Raw genomic sequence first — 23376 nt, forward strand, 5'->3', positions numbered from 1 at the left:
CGAAACTAAATGACATACCATTTAAAGTGTTTCTCCCCTTTTTATCCGCACCAAAAAGAGGCCTCGTTTACACCAAGCCCCTGATTGAACACAATGAATATTAAGTTGTTATAATTACCCCTTTTGTTTCACCACACTCGTTGATTTACCCTTCACCAATCGGGCAGGCAAAACAACTCTGTTCACTGCCATTTCGTTGTTCTGCATACTTTGAAGCACCATCTCGAATGCTTGTTTCCCCATATCAAACTGACTTTGTCTCATATGTGTTACACGGCTTCCTTCGGCAGCGTTCGGACTGTCAAAACAAATGATGGACAAATCTTCCGGAATCTTTAGACCCAGCCGATCGGCTGCTTGTTCTGCAAGTAAAGCAATATGGTACTCCGCAGCAAAGAGTGCAGTAATCTGCGGGTATTTCTGCAGATGTTCCACTAGTGTCTCCACATCGCGGACCTCGACTTGAGGATCGAACACACTAGGCAATGTCGAAAGAAAGGATTCCAACCACAATTCCCTGTTCACAAGTACACCTTGATCATGATGTGCCTCAATAATCCCTTCAATTCGTTCTTCAATCGGTGTGGTGTTCGCCGGAGGCTGCGTCAGAAAAGCGGTGTGTCGGTGACCGAGATCGAACAAATAATTCATCCCTTCTCGCGCCGCGCCTACATTATCCGTACTGACAGATGAAGCCGGAATGCCTTTCAAGTACCGATCAATCAGGACAAACGGGAATTTGTTAACGACCAGTTTAAGAATCTCATCGCTGAAATATTCACCCTGTGCCGGGAAAATAATCAATCCATCCACACCTAGTTCTAGAAGTTCCTGAATGCTCTGTTCCTCCTGCTCGGGAATCCCGAAGGAGCGTCTAAGTACGAGAAAACAATCATGCTCTCGCGAAGCTTCCTCCATACCATATAATAGTTCTGTACCATACATATCGCTGAAGTTAGTGATGACCAGACCAATGAGCAGCTTCTTCTCTGGATCTTTGTTCGCAGAACGCGGTGCAGGTCTGTTAGGTCTTTCTTGTGTCATATCTGCCGTATCGGCTACAAAAGAACCCCGTCCCGGCTGACGAACAATTAATTGTTCACTCGCCAACATCTCAAGCGCTTTCTTCGTCGTAATCCGGCTAACTCCGAATTCATCACATAATTCCTTCTCCGATGGAACACGCTCACCCACTTGATATTGATGAAGCTGTATCCGTTCGCGCAAGGATTCAAAGATCTGTTCATACATCGGCTTGGATGCCGAGTCCTTCCCCAATACAAGCACCTCCATAAATACCCATACTTCTCATGTTCTACATCCTAATATATCATGTTATATCATTAATGTGAAGAAAGGAGGCTACTCCCCTCTGTCATATGAGAGCAAAAGAAAAAGCATCCAGACAGATGCTTCATTTTCACATATTTATTTTCACATGATTCGCTGAATTCTTTTTGACACTGCCATTCATTATAGTCGGCTCTGGCGATAATACAGAATCACCTTGCGATACATCGCCTTATCCTTTAACTGATTGAAAATAAAGGGATCTGGCTTGGCATTCACTTCAATAATCCATGGCGTTAAACTTCGATCAAGCCCGATGTCCACGCCAATGCTCTTTAAACGTGTGTATTTCTTGCTCATGTGTCGAGCTATATCAACACCCAAGCGGTTCATCTCTTGGATCAATTCTTTAATCCTCTTGTCAGAAGCATGGGATTTAAGCAAGGTGTGAATGCTCATTGGCTTGGCACCGCTATGATAGTTTGTGACGATTTTCTTCGGGTGGCCCAGTCGGCCGATGACCCCGGTCGCTTCCCATTTCTGTTCGGGATTCAATTGGACCATTACCCGTATGTCAAAACGCCTGTTGTTATGCTGTAAGAGATGAATGCCTCGCTGAATGAGATAGTTTTTCTGCTTAACCAGATGGGTCAGACTTCGATGGAACGACTCAAAGCTGTTGAACGTTAGGCGCTTTTGCTGAATCTGGTAGGTAAAATGCTGATGATTGTCCATCTCAGCCTTAATAACTCCCATTCCAAAGGTGCCTATCTCGGGTTTGATATATACCATCCTATATTTCCCCAGCATGGACTTCAAGTTGGATTGGCTATATCGCTGCGTATCAGGGATAAATGGTTTGATAGATGCGTTATTCAGCAACATTTTGGTTTTGAGCCATTTGCTTCGTAACGGTTGGGATCGTTGTAATGCATTAACTCCCACAGTTCACTCCTCCTGTTATCGTATTAGTTAATCCTGATGCACTGAACCATGCAGTATATGCAATCTTCTCGAACGAATCTTAGGCGCCAGCTGCGAATCGGGATACAACAAAAAGCCGACAAGCCCGGATATCTCGGCTTATCGGCTTCTTGCTCAGATGGTCAGAATGCAGTTATCATCCAGGACACACTTTGAGTAATTAAGGTTGCAGACCCTCAGCGGTCGATGGATTAGGTTCATCAGATTCGTCCACTTCAGGGCTCGAATCTGGTTCTGGAACGGATTGTTCTTGTGCTGCGCTGACGAACAATCGTCCAGCTGCTTCGGCTTCTACTTTGTTGCCAGCTGCATCCTGAGCACGAATTACAATGACTCCACCCTCAAGAACAAGGGTTGAAGGTGTTGTGTACGTACCCGTGTAACGACCAGGCTCAGTCTCCAACAATGGAATCTCTCCTGCCCCTTGGGCATTCAGATTGAGCGGTAACTGAATTCGGAAAGATGCTTGCAGACCAGGTTTACTGTCAAATGAAACACTGACACTCTCCCCTGATGTGATTCGAACATCTTCAGCTGGCGTAATATTCGTAAGTTCTGGTAACGCCGTTTCCACGTAGACGGTACGGGTTACGGTCGTTTTGTTACCAGCAATATCGGTTGCTGTAACGGTAATCGTGTTCTCGCCTTCATTGACCAATACGCGGTGACTGAAGTTTCTGTCTTTGCCCACTTGCACGGTTTGTCCGTTAACAGTTACCTTATCGAGGAATTGTTCCACGACATTCCCCGTTACGTGAACAACCTCCGTATTGATACGGCTTCCTTCCGTCGGGCTCGTTATAGTCAACTGAGGTTTGGTCTGATCCAAAATGATGACAACCGGCAATGAACGGTCGGTTGTTTTTCCGTCCACCACTGCCTCGGCAGTAATCGCATTAATGCCAGAACGGAGTTTCACACCGTATGAGAACTTGCCATTTGCCACAGTTGTCGTACCAGCCAGATCTTTGCCGTTGTAGATCTTGATCTGAGCGCCGGATGCCGGAGACGTTCCCGACACGGTGAAGGTTGATTGATTCGTATACGTGTTCGCAGGTGCTGTGAGCACAGGTGCATTTACCGGATATCTCACAACTGCACGAATCATATAGTTACCTTCTTCTGCAGGTGAAGTGCTCCACGCCCCACCTACTCGCTGCCAGCTTCGACCTGCATTTGGACCATCCTCATCGGTAGCGAGTCCCGGAGCGCTAGTTCCAGCTAAACTCTGTACATACACGATATAGAAGTCACCCGTTACAATGACCGGTTCCGGGAATTCAACGGTTGTCCATTGATCGTTACGGAGTGCAGTACCGTCAAATGGTCCAGCCAGTTGTCTTCCCGGAGCTCCGCCCGCACCCGATGCATCATATACGGCATATTGGAACGCTGTGCCTCCAGGTACAGGCCATTCGGTGTTCCAGAAACGGAACGATGCACCTGTCAGTTGTGCAGTCTCCAGCTCAGGTGTCATTCGAACCGCCCAAGCGTTATCCGCAGCGTTAAAAGCTCGTGCATTCTCTGCTGTTCCATCATCATAGGCAATTTCCCCTGGAAAACCGATGAACGGCTTCAAGGCAACATTGGCTTCTGCCGTACCATTACCAGGTACAGTCACAGTGACGGTTTTACTGTAATAATCAGCCGCCCGGATGGATAGAGTGTAGCTTCCTTCCAATACCTGAATAACGAAGCTTCCATCTGAACCTGTGCGAACTTCAGCTACATTGGCATCTTCGACCACGAGAACGGAAGCATCAGCCAGTGGTTGTCCTGTCCGCTCATCCGTTACTACACCTTCAATCTGTCCATGCGGGATTGCCTCCAGATTAAAGTTGGCTTTGGCTCCACTGCCATCGGTGATCGTCACCTGCTGGGTACGAGGATAATATCCATATGCCTCAGCTTTTAACGTGTAATCACCTGCTACGTGTGTGAAGCTGTACTTGCCTGTAGCCGAATCCGTCTTCACCGAACGTCCGGTTTCCAATACGGTAACCGTTGCACTTGCAGGCAGGCTTTGTGGATTAACCGAACCTGTGCCTGGTTTTTCGACTTCCGGTTGTTGCTGTTTCGTTTTGTTGAATTCCGCTTTGTCTGTCCGCGAAATTTTGTACCATGGGTTATCATAGGACGGTTTTGGTTTGTCACTGTTAAGCACAACCGCATTGTCCTCCGTGACCGTCTCCGCAGCAACACCCAGTACACGGAAATCATCAATGAACCAGCCGGTTTTCACAACACTGTTGTCTGACGTCAGACGGAACCGGAATTGTACTTCATTGCCGGTAAGTGCATCCAGGTCATAGAATACCGGTGTCCACTGTTTACCGTTTGTACTATGTGAGAATTTACCCAGTTCTGACCATGTCGTTCCACCATCTTTGGTGACTTCCACATATCCATAATCGTATCCGCTCTCAATCTCGTACCAATGATTAAACGTAAGTGTCCCTTCGGATACATCCGTCAAATCAATGACCGGGGATACGAGCGAATAGTTGGAGCCATTCTCGTACGTATTGTCGAGATCAGTCGCCCAGACATTCGGCGGAGAAACGGCGCTGGCAGGTCCCGTTACCGGAATGCCGCGTTCCCACTCATCTTTGGTTCCCGAATGAGTCCAGCCATTATCATCACTGCCGTCGAATTGATCGATGTAGATATCCTCAGGCACTTCCACGGTAATGGAGATCTCATTCGACTTGTCACTTTCATTGCCACTATAGTCTAGTGCCGCAACGGTATAGTAATAGGTCGAATCCGTAACTGTAGCTGTATCCGTAAACGTTGTTCCTGTTGTACTTCCAATGGATTCATAACCTGTACCTGCAGTTGTGGAACGATACACAACATAGGATTCTAGATCCTCATTACTCGGTCCAGTCCAGCTCAAGGCTACGTTACCCAGAATATCGGCAGTTGCAGTCAATCCCGCAGGAGCTCCCGGTGCAAGATCATCCAATTCTTCAACTGCAAAATCATCAATATACCAACCAGCCTTCTGTACCGAGTTATCACTGGTCAGATTGAACTTAACAAATACCTGTTGTCCCGCGTATGCGCGTAGATCCACATATTGTTTCTTCCAGTTACCACCCGTACCGGTGAAGCTTAACAACTCTTCGAACACATAATCGCTATCCTCGGAAGCGATGTATACCTTGCCAAAGTCGATGTTATTCTCCAGGTCATACCAGTGTTTGAACGATAATAACGCACCTTCTGGACTCTCAGTAAGATCAATTGGTGGCGCAAGCAGATATGCATTGCTATTCGCCAGATAAGTGCCTTGCAAGTTGGTTGCAATCACCTTGTCACCGGAGTATGCACTTCCAGGACCACTGCTTGGTGCTCCCCATACCCATGTACTTCCTGTGCCGCCAGTGGTGAAGCCCAGCTGATCTTCTTCAAAATCCTGAAGATATCCGGGCTGAACACCATTGGAGACAGCCACCTTGTATACCTGACTATCGAATCCGTTATTGCCATAGTCATTCACGCGGATATAATATTCTACACCTTGTGGCTCAATAAGAAATGCTGGAATTGTCGCTGTATACGTACCATCTTTGTTATCTCCGGCAATTCGATTCATCGGCAGATAGATATATTGATTAGTACCTGTCGTTTTGGCAAAAGCCTCGACGGAGACTACTGCTACGTTATCTGTCACATGAGCCGTTAGTGGTATATCAATGCCTGTAAAGGCCGAATTGACAGGGGGGTGTTCCAGTACCGGCTCTTCCAGATCATCTCCGGCTGTAACGACTCTTCCGGATACTGTGCCGATTCCTTCGAGTACAGATCCCACAGCATCAAGAGCGTTAATAATGCCGTGACCGTAGCCGTTATTAGGAGATGTCGGATACTGACTATCTGTTCTTGGCGTGGCCGTATCTGTAATGATCTGCTCCAGCTGATCCACCGTAAGGGAATGATTGGCCTGAAGCAGGAGTGCAGCAAGCGCAGTGGTATGCGGGCCTGCCATCGACGTTCCGTTCCAGCCTCCCTCATAGACACCACCTGGAACTGCTGAACGGATATTCACACCAGGAGCAGATACTTCCGGTTTGATCTCGCCATATGGAGATGGACCCAGCAACGAGAAGGATGCCAAGTTACCATTGATATCAGTAGCTCCCGTGGCGAAACTTTCGGGGTAATTGGCAGGGTTCGCAACAGAACCAGGTCCGCCCGGGTTACCCAGTCTCACATTTCCGGCGGAGAATTCCGGGAAAATCTGAGCATCACGCCAGGCTTGGACCATGGGCCGGAACCATTCATCCAATCCTGCACCTCCGCCCCATGAATTGTTAACGACATCTGGTGCAAGCTCAGGATGCAGATTGCCTTCCGCGTCCACTGGGGCAATCAACCATTGTCCGCCATCCAGAATAATGGCATCCGTTGTTTCCGGATTGAATATCCGTACACCAATCCACTTCGCACCGGGAGCAACCCCGATCTGATTGGTACCATCTGCTTCGGAGCCAACCATCGTACCCATTGTGTGCGTACCGTGTCCGTCTTCGTCCGCAGGGAGAGAAGCGTTACTGTGCGGATCATACCAGCTCAGTTCGGGATCAATGATATTGCCCGAAGCATCCAGTCCCCGCCATTTACTGCGGAGTGCCGGGTGGGTATAGTCCACACCGCTGTCCAGATTGGCAACGACAATACCTGTTCCATCAATGCCCCGATCCCATACGGCTGGCGCATTGATGTAGTCCAGATTCCATTCCACGTTCTCTGTTGCAAGCTTGTCCTTTGCAGCAGGCTCTTTATCTTTGACTCCAACTGAAGAGTCTTGGGCTGGCGTTTGGACAGCATCTTTGGCTGATGCCGCATTCGCCGATTCTTTACTTACTTCGGCTTTCTGTAAGTATCGTGTCTCATTCGGTAGAATCTTCTCTACCTCAGGCAGCAGCGCAATCTGTTCCATGACTTCTTTGGTACTCGTCACTGCCAGTGAATTGACAATAAAATAGCTTTTATATTCTTTGACCTTGCCCAGGTCAACTTCCTTTTCCAGATAAGTCTCCAATGGATATTGTGTACGTGAGGCCGTTTCTCGCAGAGAGCTGACGACTGAATTCCGAACGGACAGCTTTGTGGCTGAAGCCGTTTGTTTGGCGATGGTCGCCTTTTCGAGGGCCTGCTTGGAGACCGCCGCTGTATCCACCTGTTCCTTCATTTTCACTAGATAGGTAACATATTCACTACCTTCAAATTCTTTGGATAACTTGGCGTTCACTTTGGATTCTGAAACTTTGGCGAGTCCAGATTTCATATCCAATTTGGATGATGTGGAGTTTTCAGCTGAAACCGGATGAATGATCGAAAATGCAAGGAGAAGCGAGAGCCCCATGGAGATGGGCTTGCGTAACCGATTAATCTTTATCAAACTTTTCCACTCCCTTTACCCGGTTTTGTAATTTAGTCTGGTACATATGCCCTTCTCTGCAGAATAAAACGGTAGACTAGCCTTTATTGTGGACGGTATAAACGCCCTCGGTTTCACATAAAGCCTCACCTCCTTTACAGGTCTGGTTAGGGAACAATATGGGTCAGAAGAGATAATAGATCAGTCTATGATTTTTCACTTGGAAGTTTAGGAGATTGAACAAGTCCGGTTAAGCCAAGAAAGTGAAAAGTTTGAGTGTTTGAGTTGTGCAAACGAGTGTGAATGTCTATAAGCATTCATGTGGAAGGGTGATCTGGAGCGTTAGCAGAACGCTTGCCAAGGAGTAGTGAATATGAATTTGGATTGTGTTTCGAGTGAGTTAGGAACATTTTAAATTACATATACTAGTCGATTAGGAATTTAATTGGATTTTATTGGTATAGTATAGAATCATTATTCGATATATACAAGCACTTTATTGAAAAATATAGAAAATAAGCCTATTAAATGCTTTTATATGTCTCATGTCGCTTACGCTTTCATACTATTTTTTCGCAATTATGCATTCTATTTTACTTAATGATCAAATTAGTAGTTCTATGAAACTACGTCTTGATGGTCAAGGTTACTATTCAAACCAAGGGGCAAAGTAGACATCTATCCTGCTGTTACCTTTTTCGTTCATGGTGCGTTGGAATCGTGGGGCCCTTCTCCGTAATCGTCTGAGCTTATAAATGTTAATTTGTGAACTATATATGAATAAAGTATATATTTAACAAAAATAGTATAGAAAATCCTGTAAACGTTATTGTATATATTTGGAATAAATTGTACGATTATCTTGCAACATACATTTGGCGCCAGATCAACCTTACTCTCATCCTAGGAAATGATTGTGAGGAAAGCTCCTGCTCCATTGATCTTTTGTCTTTTTGTGAACAGTATGAACTCAAATCTAATTAAATTTTAAATACCAAAAGGAGATGTTTGATTGTGAAAAAATATCAAAAAACAGCAATTGCAGCTCTTTCTTCCATGGCGATGCTTTTAGCATCTGTTCCAGCGGTATTCGCTGATGAAGCTCTTACGCTAACTAACCCTTCCTCCCAGGAAGTTCAGACACAACAACAGTCCCAAGCACAAGAAATTAATATTTTTGCCCAAAATCCCTTAACAGAATATTTCAATGGTGGATATAGTACCGATATATACTTGAGTGGAAATGTCACGTTTACTTTTACTCCGCTTACAACAGGGGAATATGTGTTTAATGTTGAAGATATGAGTGGAACTCTGAAGAGCAGTGGAAGAGTAATTGTGTCTGATTTTGGAACGAAAAGCATCACTCTTGGTAACTTGTATGGTTATCATAAAATTGTAGCGTACTCACCAAATAGTTATGGTGGAAGCTATTACATTTACTACTAATGCTTGATAGTAGTAAATGTTATAGCTATTTATAAAAAGTTCTAACCCCATGGCTCATATGAGTCATGGGGTTACTTTATGATTTTTAAAGAAACGATTGAGTCGGCTCCAGATCATGTATATCTCATCATGTAATGTTCACGCCACCACTTGCATAACCAACAACGGTATTCACAAGGGTAAGTCCAGATGCTGTTGCGGAGAATACTAGCAGGAGACGTGTCTCTGCTGTCACGGGTATCGTCAATCCGTTTGTTATGCCATTGGAGATGCTACCCAAAGCTATGATACCAGTGAGTGACGGCGCCAGCGTAACGATGGCCCCTGGTACAGCAGTAAATGCATTATCCGGAGTAGGTGAACTGAATAATTGCGCGGTGATGGTCACTGTTGACCCGACCAAGGCCAAGGCTGCTGTGGTACTAAAATAGGCAGCAATGGAAGTGATGACGCCATCTCGTGGGACAGAGAACGCAAAGTTAATGAGTGGGCCAACAACCGTCCCTGTTAAATCAATTGTGCCACCCAGAATACTGACTCCGGTTGCCGAGCTTCCGAAACCAATAAGACTTGTTGTTCCTACCAGTCCACCTGCAATTGTTGTCAATATGGCGGGTCCGCCAGAAGCAAACGGTATAATAGCTCCAGAACCCGTAGCGCCTGTTATGCCAGTGCTGCCAGTTACTCCTGTGGCCCCCTCTACGCCAGGATCACCCGTTGCCCCGGTAGCACCGGTTACCCCTGCAATTCCGGCTGCACCCGTATCGCCTGTGACTCCCGTGGCCCCTGCTACGCCAGGATCACCCGTTGCCCCGGTAGCACCGGTTACCCCTGCAATTCCGGCTGCACCCGTATCGCCTGTGACTCCCGTGGCCCCCGCTACGCCAGGATCGCCCGTTGCTCCGGTAGCTCCGGTTATCCCTGCAATTCCGGCTGCACCCGTATTGCCTGTGACTCCTGTGGCCCCTGCTACGCCAGGATCGCCCGTTGATCCTGTAAGACCTGCTGCCCCAACAGCTCCAGTGCTCCCCGTTGCACCTGTCGCTCCTGTTGCACCACCCGCCGGGCCTGCCGCACCCGTTACACCGGTAGCTCCCGTTGCACCTGCTGCTCCCGGTGTACCAGCAGGTCCTACACTACCTTGAGATCCAGCAGCGCCAGCCGGGCCTTGTGGACCAGGTACGCCCTGAGGACCCGCAGGTCCAGCAGGTCCAGCCGGACCTTGACTCCCGATGTTTCTAAGCCCTGTGGTAATAGCCAATTCGGTCGCCCGGATCAAAATGACAAGTTGATCTTTCTCAGCCGAATCGATATTTCCCTGTAAAACGACAGAGAGTAGCACATCCAGCAATTGCTGCAAATTGGTCCCCACACTGATTGGAGAAAAAGGAACGGCCTCTGCAGATACAATTGTGAGCTCCAAGACTGCTTCGAGGTCTGCCCGGGTTCCCTTTTTCAAGTCCGAATGATGAATTAGAGCCAGTAATTTACGCAATACCTCAATCAGAAGTGAAACATTGTGCGGAGTGGGATTGGCAAAAACCTGTACAATGGCTCCTTTCAACTCACCAATTAGCTTGAACAGTAATTCAGCTTCAATCTCAAAGCACTTCTGATGTTCTTCTTCTCCTCTATTTTTCTTAAAAATGTTTCTACCAAATCGTATACGTTTCTTTGGCTTCATCTGTCGGAATCTCCTCCTTAGTGAGTCAATTTACTACTTAATACGTAGTCGGTCGAGCCATACTGACAGCACTTACATGAATTATATTCGCAATATGAACTGAATATTTCTATTCGCGAGTGGACAACTCAAAGAGCGCTATCCGATGAGTACGAAACTCCTGGATGCGCCCTTTTTGATATAGCCGTCCGTATTGAAATGTTCTTTGTTGATTAGTCCAATTCAATTTTGAAAACAATCGGTGCATTACTCTTCACAGTTGTGGTAGTGATCGTCAGTGCGTCCGTGGTTCTCTCCCATTGCGGTTTTTCCTCGCATCCAAGTACCTGAATGTCTTGAATAACGCCTTGATAATGATGGGAACCTTCCTTCAGCGATTTAATGTGAATCACTCCGTTATCCGGGTAGGCAAGAACTGTGGCATACAGATTGCTTTCTTTTAACGTAAACCGTATATCTTCACTTGTAAATATCTTCGTATCTCCATCCGTGAATTGCCCTTCCTTCACCTCTGTCGGTCCCTCGCCAAATGTGCGCCAGAATGTAGTATCATAGATCGCTTCCCCATTCACTTCCAGCCACTTGCCGATGCTGAGCAAAATGTCACGATCTTCATCCGGTATACTGCCGTCTGCTTTGGGTCCAATGTTCAGCAGCAAATTTCCGTTTTTGCTTACAATATCGACGAGATCCCGAATAATCTCTTCAGCTGTTTTATAGTTATTATTTTCCGTATAACACCATGAGTTTTTAGCGACAGCCGTATCTGTTTGCCAAAAATAGGGCTTGAGCTCAGCGAACTGTCCCCGCTCCACATCCGGAACGGCACTTCCGAACATATAGGCCTCATGTTTATAATTGATAGCTACAGGAACGCCCCATTCTTCACCTTTGTTATAATAATAGGCTGCAAATTTTTTAAGATAGGGTTTGAACGCAACGGTTTGAATCCACCAATCAAAATAAAAGACCTTCGGCTGATATTGATCCACCAGTTCACAGCATCGAATCAACCAATCCTCCAGATACTCCTCGGTTGGAGGCGAACCATACAGATCATGATGATCCGGCTCAGGCATGGCTGGCCAATAGAAATCCCCACGCTCCAGGGGTTCCTTGATATCGGAATCAAACTCCTTCCCGTGAGACATGAAGAACCAGTGCTCGGCGCGGTGAGACGACACACATAAGGTCAGCCCCTGCTTCTCGTACGCAGTCTTCATCTCACCCAGAAGATCCCGTTTGGGGCCCATTTCATATGTGTTATAGTGAGAGATAGAGCTCTTGTACATCTGAAAGCCATCATGATGCTCAGCCACTGGCATAACATATTTGGCTCCGGCTTTTTTGAATAACGTTGCCCATTCGTCTGCATCGAACTTCTCTGCACGAAACATCGGAATGAAATCTTTATATCCAAATTCCTTATGAGGTCCATACACCGCAAGGTGATGCTCATAAGCTTTGGTACCTTGTATGTACATATTACGCGAATACCATTCGCTATCATAGGCCGGTACAGAATACAGTCCCCAGTGGATGAATATGCCGAATTTCGCTTTGGGGTACCATTCGGGAACTTGAAAAGCGCTCAGTGAACTCCAGTTGTCCTTGAATTTACCGTTCGCAATCGTTGCTTCAATCTGTTGCATATATTCGTGTTTGTCCATGATATGTTCTCATCCCTTCTGTTATCGTCTGTAGTTGTATTGTAGTGCTACGGCCGAAGGATAAACATGCAGAACACTAACTTTTAGATGGACAATAATAACCTTGTATGGAGATGAAAAGTATGAATCAACAAACTTTGCTTACGAACTACCTGTCTAATCTCCAAGTCGAATTATTTATGGTCAATTACAATCGGTGCGATACGGATTGGCGGGATCTGGATTACACGCCCGATTACAGCAAGTTTTATTTCATATGTGAAGGTGAAGGTTGGCTCAAGATTGGGGATGAGGAATACTATCCTGCGCCTAATCAGCTTATTTTAATGCCTGAGGGAATCAAACAATCCTACGCTGCCATTAATGACCGTCCTTTTCTCAAATATTGGTGTCACTTTAGCGCGAAGGTTGGGGGAATCAATCTGTTCCAAATTCTGAAATTCCCGCACATCTGCACGATAGATCAGCCCGAGTTGATCCAAGAAATCTTCAGCAGTATCCTTACATATGCAAAATCCGGTGAAGTGTATGCTCATATGATGGCCAAGAGCAAACTGACCGAGTTACTGTCGCACTATCTTATGAATCTGGATCTGGAACAGATTTCTTTTATTAACGTGCCTGTTATGGAGAAATTGTCTGCCATTCTGGCTTACATTGATTCCAATATCGAAGAGAATATTTCAGTACAGGATCTGGCCCAGATTGCTTACATGCATCCCAATTATTTCATTCGATTCTTCAAACAGCAGATCGGCCTTCCTCCGATTCTCTACATAGCTGGCAAAAAAATTGATAAAGCCAAGGAGCTGCTGACCTGTACCCCGAACACAATAACCGCCATCGCCGAGCATCTCGGTTTTAGTGATTTGTACTATTTCTCCAGACAGTTCAAAAAGCACACAGGACTCACGCCAACGGAATACCGCAGGCAAAAAACGGTACTGACTACGAAACATGGTTTATGAACAAGCACAATTAAGAGAGAGTTCCCTCATTGGGAACTCCCTCCCACAGACTTGTTTCTGTTCAACAACTCTTGCTGGATTACTTTTTTGAGTTCTCTCAAATAAGCGTAACCATATTTTTGATCCGGCTCAAGATATGCCCCTTCCGCCCATTCATTCCAGGCGTTAACAAAGAGATATTCACTATTGTACACTGTCCTCGCTCTCTCCATCTGCCTCGCCAGATATATCCCAAACTTCTCTGGGGTTGACCCTAGCGTACTCTGGCCGTCAACGCCTCTTCGCGGTGTATTATCCCAATTGACAAAAGCACCTGGATAGATCATTTCTCCGTTACGATGTGGCGTTCGTTCCAGAATGGAGGACCATACTTTGTCGTAATTCACAGCAATATGTTGCCGACCCTCGATGTTCATTTCGATCCAGATTCCATTCATATGTCCATGTGCAAACGTGTAATGTGGTTCAAATTCCATACTTGCATCGAAGATCTGATGATTAAATGTAGGGAACCCACCAATGGTCTGCACAAAATGGATCCCTTTCAGGCCATGCTCCAGAGCCAATTCACGCCAAAACTGTATCATTTCCTCACATCGAGGAATGCTTGCTGGCCGATAGATCAGAAATAGCGGTTTATCTTCGACTCGAATATATCGTTTATCCTTAAATACGTTTACCAGATAATTAAAATGCTCTTCCCAATCATCTTGATCCCCATAGTTCTGGGCCATGAGAATGTCCGATTCCTGGCCATCCCATTTTCTTGTCCATGTTTCATTGGCCCAAGACAAACAAAATGGAAAATCAGGCTCTCCACTGCTCAGTATTTCATTCACCGGTTTTTCCAGCAATCGTTTGCCTTTGAACCAGTAATGATAATAACAAAATCCATAAATGCCATGCTGGTTGGCTGTTTCTGCTTGCCACTTTCGCACATCCGGATCGGAAAGATCATAATATTTCCCCTGAAATGGCTGGTTCGGCTGATGATGATCCGAATATAGGGGAGTGGCTTTTTTTACATTGGTCCATTCAGTAAAACCTTCCCCCCACCAACGGTCATTCTCCTCAATCCGGTGAAACTGGGGTAGATGCAGAGCAATTACCTTCAATCAGAACGCCTCCAATGGAGCAACATGATGCAGCATACACCCTGAGATTCTTGATGGTTTATATGAAAATGATATCCAACAGTCGCAGTGTTTTTTGCAGATGGGATTGATTGTATTTCATGTATGCCAAGGCGTGACTAGCTGCCAGTCTTCTTGCATCAATACTCTGCCAGTAATGTTCAAACTTCTGAATGAGTTCTTCGCAGGAGGCGAATTGTTGGAAGATGCTAAGATCTACCAGGTTACTCTGATTCGCCGATGATCCTATGAGTTGAAACGTCCCGCAGGTGGCAATTTCCATCATGTGTTTGATCGATGCTCCACTATGAATGACCAGTTTGGTTCCGTTATACAACATCTGACGAGCTTCATGTTTGAGAACGGGATAGAAATCCCCAAGCGGAGTCCACCCCTTCCCGTCCACCCGAACGTTTTTGTTATCCAGAAGACCCGATTTGGCAAAAGTTGTGATGATGCCATCCGGTACTGCATCCCCGATGATATAAACATCCGATTCATACTCCGGGGGAACAGCTTGCGGACAGAAAATATGGGGATCAGGGGGCATTAACAGTTCATTAAGAGCAGAGCCTGCCAGATGCTGCTGATGGTCACTTATTGACCATGAATGCTGCACAAACACGTGATCAAACCACGGCAATATGGCATCGCTTTGACTTCCATTTTGATTCGGAGACAACCAGATTGCTTTTTTGGCAGTTGATGCTTTTAATGCAGTGATATTCTCATTTGGCAAATGTTCATCACTTCCCACGATCAGAATCAGGTCAACCTCCATCGCAGAAAGACTGGCTGCTACGGATTCTATATATTTAATCTCATTTACATGCCTCACGAGATGTTTAAGGCTTTGTTCAATCAGTACACAATGTGATGACATTTCCCGGTCATTACACGGGGTAATCAGAAGCACATTTAACTCCTTATAGATCACTTTGGATTTTACTCGGCTAGATGCATGTTCCTCCTGCATCATTTTCAACCATTGTTGCTTGAGATCCAACTGCTGTACTGCCATATGTTTGCGCATGGATTTGAGTTTTCTGTTTAGCACTGCATGCATTTGTCTCAGAAATAACTGGTTTGCATCGTGAACTGAACGATTCTTTTTGATCGCCTTAACTTGCATTTTTGACTTCTTTCGGATAACAAACCCTCCCGTTCCATACGAAAACATTCTCTGCCTACAATATGCACAAGTTAGTGGCATGGTTTCTTCTGTTGACCGCTTCACTCGCTCTTCCTCGCAAAACGGGCCTTAACTCGTACATATAATGTGTGGTCACCCGGGTCGGTTCAAATCTTGTCCTCATAGAATATAAGAATACTATATAGGAGATGATGTCATTGCCAACATTTGATAGTATCCTTGTCACCGGCAATCAGACGATTAATCAGAATTTGCAGGTTAATGGTAATCAAACCGTTGGTGTTGATCTACATGTCAATGGCAGCCAGACCATAGCAGGCAGCCTGCAAATCAACGCCAGCTCTTCAATTGTCAATCATTTGGGTGTAGGCGGAGTAATCCAAGCTGGAGATAGCGTTAAGGCTGCTACACAATTAATGGCACTCAATCAGCCTTCTCTTCCCGTGTCTCTACCAACTCTACAACAGTTCAGATATTACAATCCTGGTGTTGCGGGTCAACCCGGTCTGGTCTTAACCGGAACCGCTGGCAACCAATATATTCTGTTCGTTGATGAGAGCAGTGGAACACCCCATCTTGCCATTCAATCGTTATAATGCGACCCATCCACAGACAATGTCAGCAAAAAAAGCGATATCCGTCTACACTCCGGATATCGCTTCTTTTGGTTTCTTTTCTAATGATATAGCCTAGTACAACTTCGTCCATTTATACATCTGTGATTAATATGGACAAGACACTCTTGCTTTCCAGCTGGAACTTCATCAATACATCGTCGCGCAGCTTAACCTGTACGTTGCCCGTCGCCTCCCCATCATTGAAGAGGACTAATGCTACGGAACCATCGACATTTTTAAAAGCCACAGAATAAATTCCATCTTTATTGGACGTTGATTCAATCCGAACAGCCTTTGGACGAATCAATGCACTAAAGTGTGCCAAGGCATAATAATCGAGTGTATACGTAAGCTCCTTGGTTTGCTGATTCACTTGCACGATACCACGGCACGTACTGCGGCCAAAACCAGGAACCGTAGGTCCATTGTTCTCATCAAGTGCCATATTCCATAGTACGAATGACTTGCTGTAATTACGAAGAATCTGAATTCCCGTTCGTATCACATTCGAGAAGGCCTGTTCAAATGGCGGGATCCACTCTCCGCCTGAACCTTCGGTGAAGTGCACTTCTTTACCTGCAAAGGCTTCGTATACCTTCGTTTGAGCAGATGCATCGCCCCCGTACCAGTGCCAGGCCACGCCGTCAACTTGCTCTCCCGCTTGTTCCAGCACGGTGAGTGGATAGTCCGGTTGATCCCAGTTGTGATCGTAACAGAGAATTTTGGTTAGAATATCGTTTTTAACAAAGGCTGGTTTGAGATGGTTTTGGATAAAGTCTGCTTGTGCTTCGGCCGGCATCAACATACCGGGATAATGCCCCGGTTCATATAACGCCTCATTCTGTGGTGTGATGGCATGTATCGGTAATCCATGCTCTTTATACGCTTGAATATATTTCACAAAATATTCGGCATAAACGGGGTACCATTCCGTCTTCAATTGTCCGGTAATCATGGAGCCACTCGTTTTCATCCAGCCGGGTGCACTCCATGGTGAAGCAAACAGTTTCAATTCAGGATTCAATGCTAAGGCTTGTTGGGTTAAAGGAATAACGTCCTCTTCATCATGCGCAATGCTGAATTGGGTTAGTTCCGCGTCTGTTTGTTGTTCTGGCATATCGTTATAACTGTATACCGTTCTGGCGTAGTCCGAAGCCCCCATCGGATTGCGAATGACCGAGAGCCCAATACCATTCTCCGGATGGAACAGCCGGGACATGAGCTCATCCCGCTGCTCCTCATTCAAGATTTGATTGATCAGATAAGCGGAAGAATCGGTAAAAGAAGCACCAAATCCGTCCATCTCCTGATACGTTAGCTGATCATCCAGAAGAACGGTCGTTGTCTCCAGATCAGGGGCATGAGGTTGCAATTGATCCGAGGACACGGATACGAATAATTCATCTTCTCCTGTTGATTTGTACATTTTGAATGTAGTCATAGGATTCTCCTTCATATTTCAATTATTGAATGCCTAGTTTCTCTTTGTTCAGTTTCATCTTTTCACTGCGTACCTTCACAATCTCTTCCCAGCGATTTTCACCTAAAAACGATTTGTAGGCAGCCAATGCATTGTCATATGAGGCATCATCCTTGGACCGTACCATACTGACCAGCGTAGTATTCCATTTCGTATTGATTGCTGACAACGCACGAGCTTCAGGTGTACCTTGATCCGGGCTAATATTCTCCAGAATGAAATGTGGTTTCAGCTTGCCTTTGCCCCACTCCTGCATCTGTTTAATCGCTTCCGGAAATGCATCTGCACTGAGTGCTTTGTGACGATCATGACCGAAGAACATAAATTCACCCATCCGATAATCCTTTTTGAATTGATCTGCGTTATTCAGTTGCAGGTCTTTCACAGCTGGCAGCAATTCAACACTACCGTCCGACTTGGTTTGGTAGGTTTCGCCTTCAACCCCGTAATTCATGAGTGTCTGGCCTTCTTCACTTAATAAATATGTGAATATCTGAATAGCCTTGGCCGGATCTTTACAATCCTTGGAGATGAAATTGATCATCCACCCCGTTATCCCCGATTGATTCAATGTTGGTGCATTGCCTTTGGTGCTCTGCGGTCCATCAATGGCGACATATTCTTTGCCCGGATTGGCACTCATGTAGATTTGCAGGTTCCCCCCTTGTTGAGGTGTACCGTCAAGGAGCATGGTCGCGTATTTACCGGACTTTACTTTTTCCTCAAAAGCCGTTCCATCATCGGCAAAACTGTCATCACTGATATTGCCGTCTCTGTAAACGGTGTTCAATGTCTTCAGCCACGTGAGGTAATCTTCATCCAGATTACGATCGTAGAATTCTCCCGATTCGGTCTCCAGCGGAACGCCGATGAAATCTTGCAACGTATCCCCGAGCGAACCTGTTCCTTCACCAATAGAGTTGAATCCAAACGGTATCAGTGCAGGGAACTCTTGCTTAATTCGTTTCATCACACTCTGGAATTCTTCTGGCGTTCCAATGACCGGACTACCCAAAGCTTCGTACACATCCTTACGAATGACAAATGCCGTTTTGGCAGGAATGTTACCGCTATCATAATCCTCCTGTGTATTGGAATAGTTCGGGTAACCATAGGTTTTACCATCCGCCAACTGGAACCAGTTCAATGTATCCGCAGCCGCAACTTTATTGAAGTAAGGATCATATTTTTCCGCCAGATCGTTCAGCGGCATGGCCCAGGTTGCAGCTTTTTGAACCACAGGAGAGTTGGAGTCAAATACGGTCAGCAAGTCAGGCATATCTCCACCTGCGAAAAAGGTATTTAACTTGGTGTCATCACCCGTAATGAATTTAATATTGATATTCAGATCCTCTTTGATTTTCTTGGTGACGATGTCCTTGCCAAAATCGGTGTTCCACCAGTCTGCATTGACGTACCACGTCAGATCGGTAGCCTCTTCTTTTTTATCCAACTGCCAAGCCGGCTTTTCCGGGTCAACCGTATACCGATCTTCAATAGACACCCAATTCCCTTCACTGGAGCCCCCAGATCCACCGCTACAACCTGTAATCATAATTACGGCTACAAGCAATGTTGCGAACAATTGTATCCCTTTTTTTCCTGATGCTTTGTTCAACTTCAACATGTTTTGTTCCTCCTCATAATGGGGTTTTTGCTGCTCCTATTCCTTGACCGCTCCGAGCATCATTCCCGAGATAAAGTATCTCTGAACAATGGGATAGATCAGCACGATAGGTAGTGTTGTAATAACAATGGTGGCCAACTGCACGCCCTTCGTCGTGGTTTCAATCACAGCTGAACCCCCGACATTTTGCATGGATTGGGTCTGGGACTGCACGATAATCTCATACAGCATCATCTGAAGTGGGTACAATGATTGATCCGTAATGTATAACTTGGTTGTCATAAAGTCGTTCCATTGTCCCACCCCATTAAATAGCGCAATTGTGGCCATGGCAGGCATGGAGAGTGGAATGAAGATTTTCAGGAAAATATGCCAATCCCCTGCGCCGTCAATCTTAGCCGATTCTTCCAGAGAATCCGGGACATTTCGGAAGAAATTCATCAGAATCACGACATCATAGAAACTGAATAACGCCGGAATAATGTACACCCAGAAGCTGTTTAACAATCCAAGGGATTTGATTAACAGATATGTTGGAATCATGCCACCGGAGAAGAACATCGTGATGACCCCCATGGCAACATATAATTTACGGCCTCTTATGTACTTTTTGCTCAGACCGTAACCAACCATGGCACAGAAGAACACATGTGTAACAACACCAATCGTTGTTTTGGACACCGATATGAAGAACGCCTGCCATATGCCCTGATCGTTGAACACCGCTCTGTAATTCTCCAGCGAGAATTCCGGGGACCAGAAGATGAATCCACCTTCCGCCAACGCTTTGCCTGAGCTAAAGGAAGAGATAATGACATTCCAGAGCGGAACCAGAATAACGATCGTACAGATGATTAACAAAATCATATTTAAGGTATCAAAGATCCGACTATCGAGATCTTCTTTTGCCACCTTTCCATTCACACGGGATGCCTCCTTCTACAACACAGATTGATTATCGTTTAATTTGCTAGTAATTTTGTTCGCCGTGACGAGCAGAATGACAGAGATGATTGAGACACCTAGGCCAACGGCCGTTGCATATGAAAAGTCACCCTGAGACATCCCCATACGATAGACGTACGAGTTAATAACTTCTGCTTTATCGCGGTTTTGGGAGTTCATGAGAACCAGGGTCTGATCCAGATTCGACCCCAATAAACCGCTTACAGTTAGAATCAGATTTAGGCTGATGATGGATCTCATGTTAGGCAATGTGATATTCCAGATTTGTCTGAGACGACTTGCGCCATCGATTTTGGCAGCTTCATAATACGTAGGATCTATCTTCGCCATGATCGCCAGATACAGAATGGTTCCCCAACCTGCCTCTTTCCAAATATCCGATAACGTAGCAATCCACCAGTACTTCCCTGCATCAAGCAAAATGTTCTGCGGTTGCGAGATCACTCCCAGACTAAGCAACAACTGATTAAATAAGCCCGTTGTTGAAAACCAGGTAATCAGCATTCCCCCAAGTACGATCCAGGACAAAAAGTGAGGTAAATATGAAACCGTTTGCACAAACTTCTTGAATCGTCCGCTGTTTAACTCATAGATCATGATCGCCAGAATAATGGGAATGACGAAGCCGATACCCAGTTTCAAAAAACTGATCCCAAGTGTATTCACGACTGCATCCCAGAAGTATTTGTCTGACAAAATGATTCTGAAATTATCCAGTCCTACCCATGGAGCCGTGGCTAGTGTATCAATGACCGTGTAGTTTTTGAAGGCAATTGTCAATCCGTAAATCGGGATGTAACAGAAAATAATCATAAAGATAATGCCTGGGATAATCATCGATTGAATCTCCCATTGTCTCCGATAATCGACTATGAATTCTTTAATCCGTTGTCCGATGGGTTTCTTCCCATTGGGACTGATCGCATTTTTACCGGTTGATGTGTCTACGGCTAATTTATCCACGTTTTTTTACTCCCCTCCATCATGCATGCATGTTTATAAAAACGTTTTTATTTTTCGGTATAAAAAACCCCTTTGTTTATATTTATGTAAAAAAAGACCGGAGAAGACGCTGAATCAACTTATGTACGGTAGTCTTTCCGGTCGATCTTCACATGACTTGAACCTCTAACTACGAGCTCACCCGCCAATTTTTGCGCAGACCCTTGTTCATTCTCCTTGATCATACCCACCAGTTGATTAATTGCCAGGATACCTTGTCTTGCAATTTGATTTCTTACCGTTGTGAGCGGTGGAGAGAAATACTGTGCGATATCAATATCGTCAAAACCCACGACACTAACATCTTGAGGCACTTCAAAACCCTCAGACTTCAACGCATGCATACAGCCAATGGCACTCAAGTCATTCCCTGCAAGAAATGCATCAGGCCGCTTGCCGGGGTGTAAATGAAGAAAAGATTTTATCGCACTATACGTGCTGTCCTCCTCAAAATACCCTTGAATAATGTAATCTTCATCAATTGGAAGCTGGTATTCACGCAAGGCAGCCAGATAGCCATCTCTACGCTGTACACTGTCAAACATCGTATCCACACCCGAAATATAAGCAATTTTCTTATGCCCCAGCCCAATTAAATACTTGGTAGCTTCGTAAGCCGCCACGTACGAGTCAAAAATGACACTTCCCATCGTATTGCTCTGATAGACCCGATCCAGAAAAACAGCCTTGATCTTGTCTTTCTCCATGGCGATAATATCTTGCTCATCAATCCGAAGCTCTTCGTAGATAATGACACCATCCACCCGCCGACCCAGAATATTGCTCATAATAACGTGTTTATCCTTGGTCACAAATACATTCAAGCCATACCCAAGACGATCACATTCGCGAGACATCGACTCGACCAGCTTATAGAAATACGGACCCGATACACTTGTGGTGAAAAAACCGAGCATTTTGGTTTGACCGGATTTCAACAGCTTGCCATTCAGGTTGGGCACATAATTCAGTCGCTCCGCCACTTTAAGAACATGTGATTTTGTCTCCGGGTTCAAGACATCTACACCATTTAAAGCGTTGGAGACGGTAGATATGGATACCCCAGCTTCCCTTGCCACATCTTTAATCGTTATCTTTGCCATAAGTTTTGTTCCTTTACTATAAAAACGTTTTTATAATGTTTAAATTATCATAAAACCGTTTTCATGGCAACACTTTAATTTGCGAGCTCAGGCATCATGCCCTTTATTCATAGCTATATGCCACTGCGGGCGCAAAAAAACGGCTCATGTATGAGCCGCCGTTCCTGTAGTTTTAGCTTTCTATTCCTCATCCTGGACATACATGGAGTGAATCTGTTGCAGCTGCTCTTCCAGACGTTCCAAGCGAACAAAACGATCCGCTCGAATATATTCCTTCTGCTCTACAAGCATGATCATTGTTGGAACGGTAAAAATAAGAAACTTGGACGCAACCTCTTCCACTTCATTAGCATTAATGTGACCCAGGTATATCAATGGATAAGGTTCAAGCAACGTCCTGATCTTAGGAAGTAAAGCGTGGCACACACTGCACTCTGGCCGAGATACATACAAAAAAACCAATTCATGTTGTTGAATAGCTTCTTCAACCATTTCTATGGATGTTAACTCATGAATATCTTTCATAGAAGCTCAACCCTTTCCGTCATTCGATAGCTTGCTTATTATAAATTTTTCTTTTCAAGTATAGCCTATGTGGGTTAAAATAAAATGGAATATATCCCCATATGAAAGAGGTTATGGTATGAAAAAATCAATCTTATTTCTGTTCACTGCCCTTGTTGTTGTAACTTCCTTCTCGGCGTATGCACCTGTGTCGAATGCCTCTGGCGATATTGGTGTAAGCCTTCTGTCTGATCGTCAGCAAGGTACAGTGAAATAAAATTCGTTAGAACTCAGCAGGCGACCTGTTCGGATAACATCCGTACTCGGTCGCCTGCTTTGATTAGATTCTATTAAATT

At 45.3% G+C, this 23376-nt stretch carries 17 protein-coding genes; 4 read left to right on the forward strand and 13 right to left on the reverse strand.

Going from position 1 to position 23376, the window contains the following annotated elements; all coding sequences use genetic code 11:
• Positions 1-114: 114 nt before the first annotated feature.
• The 3 genes from MHH93_RS04285 to MHH93_RS04295 all read right to left on the reverse strand — a co-directional run bounded on the left by MHH93_RS04285 (position 115) and on the right by MHH93_RS04295 (position 7684).
• Complete coding sequence (locus MHH93_RS04285; protein ID WP_500053321.1) at positions 115-1287, reverse strand: GntR family transcriptional regulator; 1173 nt, start codon at positions 1285-1287, stop codon at positions 115-117.
• Positions 1288-1473: 186 nt separating this feature from the next.
• Positions 1474-2235, reverse strand: coding sequence for a YheC/YheD family protein (locus MHH93_RS04290; protein WP_500052951.1), 762 nt, complete (start codon positions 2233-2235; stop codon positions 1474-1476).
• Between the two features lie 199 nt (positions 2236-2434).
• A complete protein-coding gene (locus tag MHH93_RS04295; RefSeq protein ID WP_500052952.1) occupies positions 2435-7684 on the reverse strand; it encodes a S8 family serine peptidase in 5250 nt (1749 codons plus the stop codon).
• Positions 7685-8677: 993 nt separating this feature from the next.
• Here MHH93_RS04295 and MHH93_RS04300 point away from each other — a divergent pair.
• Positions 8678-9112: a hypothetical protein gene (locus tag MHH93_RS04300; protein WP_500052953.1), complete on the forward strand. Its 435-nt coding sequence runs from the start codon at positions 8678-8680 to the stop codon at positions 9110-9112.
• Between the two features lie 127 nt (positions 9113-9239).
• Here MHH93_RS04300 and MHH93_RS04305 read toward each other — a convergent pair whose 3' ends face one another.
• Positions 9240-10796, reverse strand: a complete 1557-nt coding sequence (locus MHH93_RS04305) for an exosporium glycoprotein BclB-related protein (RefSeq protein ID WP_500052954.1) — start codon at positions 10794-10796, stop codon at positions 9240-9242.
• 212 nt (positions 10797-11008) lie between these two features.
• A complete protein-coding gene (locus MHH93_RS04310) occupies positions 11009-12466 on the reverse strand; it encodes an alpha-L-fucosidase (protein WP_500052955.1) in 1458 nt (485 codons plus the stop codon).
• 122 nt (positions 12467-12588) lie between these two features.
• Between MHH93_RS04310 and MHH93_RS04315 the strand changes: the two genes are divergently transcribed.
• Positions 12589-13434 (forward strand): AraC family transcriptional regulator, encoded by an 846-nt coding sequence (locus tag MHH93_RS04315; protein ID WP_500052956.1) that lies wholly within the window; start codon positions 12589-12591, stop codon positions 13432-13434.
• Positions 13435-13460: 26 nt separating this feature from the next.
• Here the strand turns inward: MHH93_RS04315 and MHH93_RS04320 are convergent, their stop codons facing one another.
• Positions 13461-14549 (reverse strand): glycosyltransferase WbsX family protein, encoded by a 1089-nt coding sequence (locus tag MHH93_RS04320; protein ID WP_500052957.1) that lies wholly within the window; start codon positions 14547-14549, stop codon positions 13461-13463.
• A 58-nt stretch (positions 14550-14607) separates the two neighbouring features.
• Entirely contained in the window at positions 14608-15600 is a 993-nt protein-coding gene (locus MHH93_RS04325) for a CgeB family protein (RefSeq protein WP_500052958.1), read from the reverse strand.
• A gap of 311 nt (positions 15601-15911) precedes the next feature.
• Between MHH93_RS04325 and MHH93_RS04330 the strand changes: the two genes are divergently transcribed.
• The gene (locus MHH93_RS04330) at positions 15912-16316 is read left to right on the forward strand and encodes a hypothetical protein (RefSeq protein WP_500053322.1); all 405 of its coding nucleotides are present in this window, start codon (positions 15912-15914) and stop codon (positions 16314-16316) included.
• A 112-nt stretch (positions 16317-16428) separates the two neighbouring features.
• On the opposite strand, the gene MHH93_RS04335 is transcribed toward MHH93_RS04330, so the two are convergent.
• The 6 genes from MHH93_RS04335 to MHH93_RS04360 all read right to left on the reverse strand — a co-directional run bounded on the left by MHH93_RS04335 (position 16429) and on the right by MHH93_RS04360 (position 23040).
• The gene (locus tag MHH93_RS04335; protein WP_500052959.1) at positions 16429-17778 is read right to left on the reverse strand and encodes a glycoside hydrolase family 30 protein; all 1350 of its coding nucleotides are present in this window, start codon (positions 17776-17778) and stop codon (positions 16429-16431) included.
• A gap of 22 nt (positions 17779-17800) precedes the next feature.
• The gene (locus MHH93_RS04340; protein ID WP_500052960.1) at positions 17801-19444 is read right to left on the reverse strand and encodes a type 2 periplasmic-binding domain-containing protein; all 1644 of its coding nucleotides are present in this window, start codon (positions 19442-19444) and stop codon (positions 17801-17803) included.
• Between the two features lie 36 nt (positions 19445-19480).
• Positions 19481-20368, reverse strand: coding sequence for a carbohydrate ABC transporter permease (locus MHH93_RS04345; protein WP_017688674.1), 888 nt, complete (start codon positions 20366-20368; stop codon positions 19481-19483).
• Between the two features lie 15 nt (positions 20369-20383).
• Positions 20384-21373, reverse strand: coding sequence for an ABC transporter permease (locus MHH93_RS04350; RefSeq protein ID WP_500052961.1), 990 nt, complete (start codon positions 21371-21373; stop codon positions 20384-20386).
• Between the two features lie 119 nt (positions 21374-21492).
• On the reverse strand, positions 21493-22515 hold the full coding sequence (locus MHH93_RS04355) for a LacI family DNA-binding transcriptional regulator (RefSeq protein WP_500052962.1): 1023 nt from the start codon (positions 22513-22515) through the stop codon (positions 21493-21495).
• A 180-nt stretch (positions 22516-22695) separates the two neighbouring features.
• Entirely contained in the window at positions 22696-23040 is a 345-nt protein-coding gene (locus MHH93_RS04360) for a thioredoxin family protein (protein ID WP_500052963.1), read from the reverse strand.
• Between the two features lie 118 nt (positions 23041-23158).
• Here MHH93_RS04360 and MHH93_RS04365 point away from each other — a divergent pair, with 118 nt between their 5' ends.
• Complete coding sequence (locus MHH93_RS04365) at positions 23159-23296, forward strand: hypothetical protein (protein WP_500052964.1); 138 nt, start codon at positions 23159-23161, stop codon at positions 23294-23296.
• The last annotated feature ends 80 nt before the right edge of the window (positions 23297-23376 follow it).

Source organism: Priestia sp. FSL H7-0729, from assembly GCF_038005685.1.
In the GTDB taxonomy this organism is placed as follows: domain Bacteria; phylum Bacillota; class Bacilli; order Paenibacillales; family Paenibacillaceae; genus Paenibacillus.